Source organism: Sinorhizobium psoraleae (genome assembly GCF_013283645.1).
In the GTDB taxonomy this organism is placed as follows: Bacteria; Pseudomonadota; Alphaproteobacteria; order Rhizobiales; family Rhizobiaceae; genus Sinorhizobium; species Sinorhizobium psoraleae.
The window spans coordinates 91,791-93,614 of the sequence record NZ_JABEKV010000012.1 but is presented as its reverse complement, the minus strand read 5'-3'; the positions used below and the strand labels follow the sequence as shown (position 1 = coordinate 93,614).

General features: G+C 59.4%; 3 protein-coding genes and 1 pseudogene. 2 read left to right on the top strand and 2 right to left on the bottom strand.

The annotated features are described in order from the left end of the window. Window positions 1-468 (top strand): helix-turn-helix domain-containing protein (locus tag ILFOPFJJ_RS31985; protein ID WP_246299950.1); only part of this gene is annotated, 468 nt, incomplete at its 5' end. 461 nt (window positions 469-929) lie between these two features. Further along, window positions 930-1,343: a DoxX family protein gene (locus ILFOPFJJ_RS31980; RefSeq protein ID WP_173514469.1), complete on the top strand. Its 414-nt coding sequence runs from the start codon at window positions 930-932 to the stop codon at window positions 1,341-1,343. Window positions 1,344-1,382: 39 nt separating this feature from the next. On the opposite strand, the pseudogene ILFOPFJJ_RS31975 reads toward ILFOPFJJ_RS31980, so the two are convergent. Further along, window positions 1,383-1,574 (bottom strand): annotated as a pseudogene (locus ILFOPFJJ_RS31975) (helix-turn-helix domain-containing protein); the annotation flags it as partial. A 34-nt stretch (window positions 1,575-1,608) separates the two neighbouring features. Then, window positions 1,609-1,824 (bottom strand): hypothetical protein (locus tag ILFOPFJJ_RS31970; protein WP_173514468.1); only part of this gene is annotated, 216 nt, incomplete at its 5' end.

The window sequence follows — 1,824 nt, the reverse complement described above, 5'->3', positions numbered from 1 at the left end:
CTAGGAAGAGGTTATGCCATGCCCAACGAGACCAAACGTGATCGACTGCGCGAGCTCGGAGCACTCAATGCGCGGCCCGAAGCCGTCCGTGCACCCTGGTTTCGCGAGTCCACCTTCTTCGATCCTCTCGATCTCGTGCAGGTGAAGTACGAGATGCTGCGTCACGTCCAGGAGGATGGCGTCAACAAGGCCGATGCCGCCGCGCTTTTCGGTCTGTCGCGGCCAACCTACTATCAGGCCGAGGCCGCGTTCGAACGCGAGGGCATTGCCGGCCTGCTGCCGCGCACCCGAGGGCCAAAGTCGGCTCACAAACTCACCGATGAGGTCATGCAGCTCATCGAGCAGAACCAGCACGCGGGCACCCCGCTGCCGGCGCGATCCCTGGCAGAGCTGCTGCATTCGACGCTCGGCATCAGTGTCCATCCCCGCAGCATCGAACGCGCGATCGCCCGTAGAAAAAAACGCTGAGCCCCATGCACGCACCCCGGTGCTACCGCGCAGCTGCAGGGATTTCTACGAGACGTGCGCACCGCCGTCCTTTGCGGTCAGGCCTGCGCCAAGGACATGGGCGCCATCGTTTTCCACGGCCTTTGGCAAGAGCTGGCGGTGCTGATCGCGAGCCCTCAGCCTTCCCCGCCGACGCATCGGCGGTCGGAACCACGGCCCACGGCTTCGGCCGCAGTGCACGATCGCTCAACATCGTCAATCAAACCGTGATCCGGAAGGTGGGACCAAAACAGCGCTTACGCTTCAATCACAGGTTTGCACGCCAATCGCGCAGCCACGCTCAATCGCGTCGAACGCATTGTGGCAACGACCTGAACCGCTTTGCGTTCGTGCGCGTTGTCCTGCAGCGCTTCATTGGTGATGCGCATTGCCAGGAACAGGAGGTTCGCTCAAGGAGCGACCGATTTACAGGGACAAAGCTTATGTTGCAGATGCAATTTCTCGATCGCTACAGTCCTTATGCGCTTGCTGCGCTTCGGATCGTGACGGCTTTGATCTTCATGGAGCACGGCACTCAAAAGATATTCGGCTTTCCAACTCCGCCCGAGCAGGGATTGCCCGCGCTCTTCTCGCTGTCCGGGATCAGCGGCTTGATGGAGCTTGTTGGCGGCCTTTTCATCCTCGTTGGGCTGCTCACCCGTCCCGTGGCGTTCCTGCTTGCCGGCGAGATGGCGGTGGCCTATTGGATGGTCCATGCGCCGCAAAGCTTCTTCCCGGTTTTGAACGAGGGCGACGCCTCAATCCTCTATTGCTTCGTGTTCCTGCTCCTCGTGTTCACGGGACCGGGTGCCTGGAGTATCGACGGCAGGAGTGTGAAGAGCACTGCCTTACAGTAAGTGCCGGCAAGTTAGGTAGCAACGAGGCTGGCCGCCGTGACGGCCGCGCTTCTTCGAGACGAGACCGTCGGCGCCGGCCAGGTCATAGGCCTGCAACAGCCGGTGGACCTGACTGCGGCTAAGACGAAGCAACGCGGCCGCCTCGACGACGGTCAGACTACGCCCACGAATCCGCTGGATCAGTTCAAGACGATGCAATTCTTTCTGCGACATGGTGATCAAACAAGACATGACGACTCCGAACGCTCATGGTCTCAACCACGCTTCACGTCGCCAGTCTTCCTTCCAAACGTTGACGTTTGACCAGCATCCCAAGAGGCGACGACTGTCGCATCTCTAACTGGCTCATATGTCGCATCTCTAAAATGCCGCTACAGAGGAAGATCAGATAAGGTTTATTATGGAACACCCGAGCGGTTTTGTTGATGTTGCTTTTTGACGCCAAACCGCCGGTTACGTTCTTGTGGATTTCCTCGATAAA

Bases quoted from the DNA above. Each gene is read 5' to 3' on its own strand.
- ILFOPFJJ_RS31980 (WP_173514469.1), top strand. From the start codon at position 930: ATGTTGCAGATGCAATTTCTCGATCGCTACAGTCCTTATGCGCTTGCT.